This window comes from Nostoc sp. FACHB-152, from assembly GCF_014697475.1.
Lineage (GTDB): Bacteria > Cyanobacteriota > Cyanobacteriia > Cyanobacteriales > Nostocaceae > Nostoc_B.
On the sequence record NZ_JACJRV010000086.1, the window covers coordinates 20,654 to 27,227 of the forward strand.

Consider the following 6,574-nt stretch of genomic DNA (forward strand, 5'->3'; position numbering starts at 1 on the left):
AATAGGCTTTCTTTGTCACTTTCGCGTCACATTTATTGTTAACTATCAATAAAGTAATTCGTATCTTCAAAAAAATTGCTCGTTACCTCAATACCGCTCAGGAGTTAATGTGAGTAGACATGAAAATTACAGTTTACTTGAGGGTATAGCAAATACAGAAGCAGCACCTAAGCCATCGCTGACACTATCAGATGCAGTTGCATTGATTGTCGGGATTGTGATTGGCGCAGGAATTTTTGAAACTCCTGCTTTAGTAGCCACTCAAGCAGGTAGCAGCCAATCTGTAATGTTATTTTGGTTCATCGGTGGTGTTGTATCTTTAGTTGGCGCATTGTGCTATGCAGAGTTAGCCACGACGTATCCCGATATTGGCGGAGCTTACTATTATCTCAAACGTGCCTTTGGACGAAGAGTGGCATTTTTATTTGCCTGGGCGCGGATGACAGTCATCCAGACTGGTTCAATTGCTTTGTTAGCATTTGTATTTGGTGACTACGCTTCGCAAATCTGGCAGCTAGGAAACTTTTCATCTTCTACTTATGCCGCAGTTGCGATCGCAGTATTAACTGCTTTAAATATCATCGGTTTGCAACAAGGTAAGTGGACGCAAAACTTGTTAAGTGCGGCGAAAGTTCTCGGCTTGTTGCTAGTAGTATTAATTGGCTTAACTGCTACGCCTAATGCTACTGCTCCTGTGGAATCTGCTTCATCAGGAAGTTGGGGACTAGCAATGGTATTTGTACTGCTATCTTATGGCGGTTGGAATGAAGCAGCTTACATTTCCGCAGAAATCCAAAACCGTCAACGTAATATTGTGCGATCGCTACTTTGGAGTATCGGCACAATTACGGTAATTTACTTACTGATTAACCTAGCTTACCTGCGAGGGCTGGGGTTAGTAAACATGGCTAACTCCCAAGCCGTAGCCGCAGATTTAATGCGCGCGCTTTGGGGCGAACCAGGAGCTTGGTTTATTAGCCTATTGATTGCAATTTCGACTTTGGGCGCACTTAATGCCACAATTTTCACCGGAGCTAGGACTAATTACGCCCTTGGTCAAGATTTCTCGATCTTCAGTTTCATAGGACACTGGCGGGAACGTCCTAGCACTCCCAGCTATGCCTTATTGTTACAAGCTGCGATCGCATTGGCGTTAATTGTGTTAGGTACGTTCACCCGCAAAGGCTTTGAAACAATGGTGGACTATACCGCCCCCATATTTTGGTTTTTCTTTTTACTGTCTGGCATATCTCTGCTAGTTCTGCGCTACCGAGAACCCCAGATAGCGCGTCCTTTCCGCGTGCCATTGTATCCTTTCACGCCATTACTATTTTGTGCAGTCTGTGGTTACTTACTTTATTCCAGCTTGGTGTATACCGGAGTGGGCGCACTTGTTGGTGTTTTAGTTGTAGCCGCAGGTGTGCCGCTATTGCTGTGGAGCCGTTACCGCCAAAGGACGTAAACCGCAGTCATGAGGAGCTAGGGACTAGATAGTTCAGCAGTTTTTCAAAAGAGGCTAGAGGCTAAAGAATAGTCGATGACGCTAAAAATCCCCAATCAAACATAAAAAATGTTCTTCTCTAACCCCCAATCTCTAGCTCCTAGCCTCTAATCTCTAATCCCTAACCCCTAACATCCTTCACCAGATTGTTGCTCAAGGAGTAGATTCATGTTGAACAAAATTCTGCTTTCATTAATTGCCAGCGTTAGTGTTGCCAGTGTCGGAATCGTGGGATGCACCACCCAACAACAAGACTTAGAAGCCCAGGTGCAACCACCTACTTTAACTGGGCAGACTGAAGCACCAGCTGCTACAACTACAACTCAAGCACAAGAACGTCCTGGGGATGTTCCTTATGTACCAACACCGCAGCCCGTGGTGGATGCAATGTTGAATGTAGCCAAGGTAACTAAAAATGATGTAATTTATGACCTTGGTAGCGGCGATGGGCGAATTGTGATTACAGCAGCACAAAAGTACGGCGCGCGAGGCGTAGGTATAGATATTAATCCAGAACGTATCCAAGAAGCTAACGCCAATGCTCAAAAAGCGGAAGTTACAGATCGTGTAGAGTTTCGTCAGCAAGACTTATTCAAAACTGATTTGAGTGAAGCTACGGTCGTTACACTGTACCTACTGCCCGAAGTCAACCTCAAACTTCGCCCCACACTATTAAAACTCAAACCTGGTACAAGAATTGTCTCCCACGCTTTTGATATGGGCGATTGGGAACCTCAACAGACACTACAAGTAGATGGAAAAACTGTTTACTATTGGGTAGTGCCGAAAGAAATACCAGAGAATTTGCGTTAGTCAAGAGCTTCGCACAGGGTGTAAGGGGGCGGGGTGTAGGGTGTAGTGAAGAAAGCTCCTTCCAGGTGCTTGACACTCCGACCAATAAGCTAAATCAATAATCACTTAATTTGCTTGTTGAGACCGCAAGGGGAGCCAGCGCGTTGGGCGGGTTTCCCGACTTGAAGCGACTGGCGTGGCAGGGGAGCAGAGGAGCAGGGGAGAGGGTTTGAAGTTTTTCCCTAAAATTCCAATTGTGCAACTTGTAAGCACAAAAGCTTACCATCGTCTTGAAAAAACGGGGCTTGTTATCGAGAGCGGTTGTTCGATGCTCTCTCTTACTCTACACCCCACACCCGCCCCCACGACAGGACTGCTCAAGCATCTAGGCTTAAGTGGCAGGTCAGATATGGGAACTTAGACAAGTATCGCCGCCAATGCGCGTTGGCGTAGCCCGCCGTAGGCATCGCTCATCAATCCGTTAAAGGTCTGTGCTGCGTTTGTCTCGTCAAACCTTCAGAAGAGTTACATCATGCTAAATATGGCTGCGATCGCATTGGTTTAACTGTGTTTCCTGTCTGTTTAGATTGCCATGAGCAGGTATGTCATTCCTCTAAGAATTGGAATAAAGACAAATATGATCCAGTTTGGGGAAATCAGAATACACCTGAATTTATTGAACGGTTACAGCTTGGTTTTGAACTTTTATATGGGGAAATTGAGTAAGATTATGCTACTAGAATTACTGGATAACTGTATTTTATATACAGATATCTAATGCTTGTCACAAATCGTTATTGTAATTTGTGGCTAGAGTTGTGATGCACGAATGCCCGGTCAAGTAAAGCAGCATAAGATAAAACTAAGCTTTTAGCTACCGAAATTGTTGCAAACGCTCTCTTCAAGGCAGCCTCCTAGATTAAACCCAAGGAGGTTCAATAACGTGCAACGTTCCGTCAATATCACCAAAAGCAAAAAGACCGCATTTAATGCGGATGCCCCAGGCTGTCTATGTCTGGGGCTTTTGCGTTTGCGGTTTCTATTCACAGAAAAAAGCCCGGACTTCTCCAGGCCATCAATATTAATCCACCTTCATCATAGAGCCATGTTCATTAAAAAGAAAAACTCATCCCTATTTCCAAAAGGAAACTTGCCTACTGGAAAGTATGCTTACTTATTCCTTGCCCTTGTTGCGATCGCTCATATCGGCACTGCCTTACTATCTGGCTGCAACCCTGTGAGCTTTTACTTAAAAGGACTGGGCATTGAGTACCAGTTCCAAAAAGGAGCTTGTCAACTTCCCCCAAATCAACAGAAGTAGGATGAGTTAATCAAGATGTTCAGTGGTGCGTTAAATAAAGTCTTGTCTAAACATCACTGACATCTACAATTCAGCTGTGATCAATAATCTGTTAACAGTGATATCAATTTGTTAAACATGATATCACTCTTAAGAGTAACAAATAGCAGTTAATGCCCTGATTGTAAATAAAAAATCTTTTTATCTAGCTTATCAACTTCAGCCTCTAAACTTTTAAATCGCTCATGCACATAGTTTTCTAGAGTTCTAATGCGCTTTTCAGTGGTAGTAATTGAAGTTTCAGTGGGATTTTCTAGATAGGAAACCAGAGCTTTTAACAAAATTTTACTTTTAGACTCTCCTGTGGCTTCAGCATAGGACTCAAGCTGCTCTAGCACTTCAGAAGGAACTCTAGCAGATATAAATGGATTACCAGACATAGCATATTTACTCTCTTTTGTTATCAATTTGTGTGACATACCACATATTACTGCGAAATGAAAAGCTATGAATCGCCAGAAGTACGAGTTTTTGTAAAACTTTGGTCAATTTACTACTCACGGTAGAGCCAGTAGACTTTTTGATAACAAATTATTATAAATTGTTATCACTTTTGCTACAAAAACCTATAACAATAGGACTTTTATCCTGTTTATGTGACACAAACAGTGTTATATTGTGATCGTGTAGGAAAAACTTTTGTTTTCCTATATTCCTATAACGCTAACATTTATTGAGGGGAAAGCCTTATGGAACCGACATCAGCATCAATTGCGACTGGACTCATTGTGGCACCCGATCCAACTCAGGTAACTACTGTTATCGGTGTTGTGCTTCTGACCGCTCTAGTTGTAAAAAAAAGAGTCAAAGCAAAGGGGCTTGGCTTTGAGTTTTTTGCTGAATCATAGTAATGCTTTGCGACAAAGCATTACTATTACCTTAGTAAACTAGCAATTATATCAATTATAAATTCTCCAATACTGTACTATAGCCAAAGTACAGTATTTTTATTTAGTAACCTCATTTCACAACTTAATATTCTCGTTAATATTCTCGCCATTAACCCAACTGATACACGCTTCCTTTGCAACTTGAGGAGTGTAAAAAATCTGATTAGAATCAAATACTAAACCGTCTTGACTAACTACGCGAAACTGCCAGCATTTACAACTGGTGTAGAACACCAAAAGAGTACAGTTGTTGATTACAGAAAGTGATTGGATCTGCAACTGGTTCATGCCTAGTTACTTAGTGCTGTGTTGTATCAGTATTATTGTGCATTACTTATCAAAATATTAGTGTTCTGAATATGTTTTCCTAGAACGTCAATTTTGATAAGCGATGTCTACCAACACGGTTACAAAGTTGGTTTTGACAGTGCCACCACTGACAGAACACCCAGCTTGTGTTTATCTCTCCACTTTTAGTAATGTGGATGCGATCGCCTATCTGCAATTGCCGTGTACACTCGATAGGCGCAACTGGCACAGCTTAAGGCTGACCTTCCTCTAAGAATTTATTTATTAATGATTGGGGAGCGATCTCTATCCTAAATTTTTTTGTAGAAGCGATCGCATTCTTGATTGTAAATAGTTTGATAAAACAAGGGTAGAGTTTGAGCTACCACTCTACCACCAAGATCCACGCGCGTTGTTAGCATTCATAACGTTACTGGGTTGGTATTTTACACAGAGGCCGATTGCTGGCAGTTCCGGTTGATTAGTTCTGGTGGTGCAGTGAATGGTTACGCGCAAACTTTACTATACGCCCGAAGCTGCGGAGAAAGCAGGGCGTGAGTGGATTGCACAGGGTAACTAAACTTTGCTACCGTTCTCAATAAGTCCACCTGGGAGGTACTGCCCCTCCTATATCTGTGTTATCAGCACAGCGCCTCACTTTTCGGCTTCAGGTGGAAGGCGGAAGATGGAGGAATCGAACCCCTGGGTTTTACCCCACCCCGGTTTTCAAGACCGGTTGCCGACCATTTAGCGGCATCTTCCTTTAAGGGGTGTCTGACGGGGCTTGAACCCGTTATGACTGGTTCCACAAACCAGCGTCTCGACCACTTTGACTTCAGACACCATCATGGAATCAAGGGGATTTGTAGCTTGCTTCCCGAAGGGTACCCCTAACCTCCTGTGTGCAAGACAGGCGCAAAGCGCCACTTGAGCTATGACCCCATATTTGGTGGATACTGGTCGGAATCGAACCGACAACTTTCTAACGGCCAGTTAGAAGCTTTACCGATTAAGCTACAGACCCATAGGCGAGAGTGGTAGGACTTGAACCCACAACCTTCGAGGTAGAAGCTCGATGCTCTATTCCATTGAGCTACACTCCCAATATTTGGTAGCCCCGGCAGGGATTGAACCCGCGACTTCCTCTTTGTAAGAGAGGCACTCTCCCCACTGAGTTACAGGGCTATGAAAGCGAGTGATGGGACTCGAACCCATACGCTCTCGTGTGGCGCACTCAGATGCTAGCCACTACATCACACCCGCATTGAAGAACCTATAAGGTTCAGAGCGATCGACGAGACTCGTAGCTTGCTTCCCGCAGGGTACTCGTACCGTGAGTTTGGAAGACTCTGATGCTGCCTTTACACCACGATCGCATTAGTCAAGCTGGTGACAGGAATTGAACCTGCAACAAACCCGGTTTAAGCGGGCTACGTCTGCCAATTGCGTCACAGGGGTAAAATTTGGTGGGCGCTACAGGGGTCGTTCGCGCAGCGTTCCCGCAGGGTACCTGTGTCAGCCTGATTAAGAGTCAGGAGCATAACCGTTCTGCCAAACGCCCATGTTTATTTGATATTTGGTGGGTCGCCCAGGGGTTGTTCGCGTAGCGTTCCCGAAGGGTACCTGGATAAGTCCGCGCTATAGGCGGCTGCATACCCGCTCTGCCAACGACCCAAATTGGTACTCCCGACAAGAGTTGAAAGAGTAAGAATTCCGTATTTCAAACGGAAGCGTTTACCAATT

7 protein-coding genes and 8 tRNA genes are annotated in these 6,574 nt (G+C 44.1%); 5 read left to right on the forward strand and 10 right to left on the reverse strand.

The window, feature by feature from the left end:
• Nucleotides 1-109 precede the first annotated feature (109 nt).
• The 3 genes from H6G76_RS31065 to H6G76_RS31075 all read left to right on the forward strand — a co-directional run bounded on the left by H6G76_RS31065 (nucleotide 110) and on the right by H6G76_RS31075 (nucleotide 3,614).
• A complete protein-coding gene (locus H6G76_RS31065; RefSeq protein WP_190709534.1) occupies nucleotides 110-1,462 on the forward strand; it encodes an amino acid permease in 1,353 nt (450 codons plus the stop codon).
• Nucleotides 1,463-1,669: 207 nt separating this feature from the next.
• Nucleotides 1,670-2,314, forward strand: coding sequence for a cyclopropane-fatty-acyl-phospholipid synthase family protein (locus H6G76_RS31070; RefSeq protein WP_190709535.1), 645 nt, complete (start codon nucleotides 1,670-1,672; stop codon nucleotides 2,312-2,314).
• Nucleotides 2,315-3,398: 1,084 nt separating this feature from the next.
• A complete protein-coding gene (locus H6G76_RS31075) occupies nucleotides 3,399-3,614 on the forward strand; it encodes a hypothetical protein (protein WP_190709537.1) in 216 nt (71 codons plus the stop codon).
• A 149-nt stretch (nucleotides 3,615-3,763) separates the two neighbouring features.
• Here H6G76_RS31075 and H6G76_RS31080 read toward each other — a convergent pair whose 3' ends face one another.
• Nucleotides 3,764-4,072 carry a hypothetical protein gene (locus H6G76_RS31080; protein WP_190709539.1) on the reverse strand — a complete coding sequence of 103 codons (309 nt, stop codon included), beginning with the start codon at nucleotides 4,070-4,072 and terminating at the stop codon, nucleotides 3,764-3,766.
• Between the two features lie 270 nt (nucleotides 4,073-4,342).
• Between H6G76_RS31080 and H6G76_RS31085 the strand changes: the two genes are divergently transcribed.
• Complete coding sequence (locus H6G76_RS31085) at nucleotides 4,343-4,501, forward strand: hypothetical protein (protein ID WP_190709541.1); 159 nt, start codon at nucleotides 4,343-4,345, stop codon at nucleotides 4,499-4,501.
• Between the two features lie 117 nt (nucleotides 4,502-4,618).
• Here the strand turns inward: H6G76_RS31085 and H6G76_RS31090 are convergent, their stop codons facing one another.
• The gene (locus tag H6G76_RS31090; protein ID WP_190709543.1) at nucleotides 4,619-4,831 is read right to left on the reverse strand and encodes a hypothetical protein; all 213 of its coding nucleotides are present in this window, start codon (nucleotides 4,829-4,831) and stop codon (nucleotides 4,619-4,621) included.
• A gap of 103 nt (nucleotides 4,832-4,934) precedes the next feature.
• On the opposite strand from H6G76_RS31090, the gene H6G76_RS31095 reads away from it, so the two are divergent.
• Nucleotides 4,935-5,105: a hypothetical protein gene (locus H6G76_RS31095; protein ID WP_190709545.1), complete on the forward strand. Its 171-nt coding sequence runs from the start codon at nucleotides 4,935-4,937 to the stop codon at nucleotides 5,103-5,105.
• Nucleotides 5,106-5,600: 495 nt separating this feature from the next.
• Here the strand turns inward: H6G76_RS31095 and H6G76_RS31100 are convergent.
• The 8 genes from H6G76_RS31100 to H6G76_RS31135 form a co-directional block, all read right to left on the reverse strand.
• Nucleotides 5,601-5,674, reverse strand: a tRNA-His gene (locus tag H6G76_RS31100).
• Nucleotides 5,675-5,679: 5 nt separating this feature from the next.
• Nucleotides 5,680-5,773, reverse strand: a tRNA-Ala gene (locus H6G76_RS31105).
• Nucleotides 5,774-5,778: 5 nt separating this feature from the next.
• Nucleotides 5,779-5,855: transfer RNA gene (locus H6G76_RS31110), tRNA-Ala, on the reverse strand.
• A 5-nt stretch (nucleotides 5,856-5,860) separates the two neighbouring features.
• Nucleotides 5,861-5,934, reverse strand: a tRNA-Arg gene (locus tag H6G76_RS31115).
• A gap of 6 nt (nucleotides 5,935-5,940) precedes the next feature.
• A tRNA-Val gene (locus tag H6G76_RS31120) sits at nucleotides 5,941-6,016 on the reverse strand.
• 5 nt (nucleotides 6,017-6,021) lie between these two features.
• Nucleotides 6,022-6,094: transfer RNA gene (locus tag H6G76_RS31125), tRNA-OTHER, on the reverse strand.
• A 124-nt stretch (nucleotides 6,095-6,218) separates the two neighbouring features.
• Nucleotides 6,219-6,283: transfer RNA gene (locus H6G76_RS31130), tRNA-Leu, on the reverse strand.
• A gap of 12 nt (nucleotides 6,284-6,295) precedes the next feature.
• Nucleotides 6,296-6,392 (reverse strand) — tRNA-Lys (locus H6G76_RS31135).
• Nucleotides 6,393-6,574 lie beyond the last annotated feature (182 nt).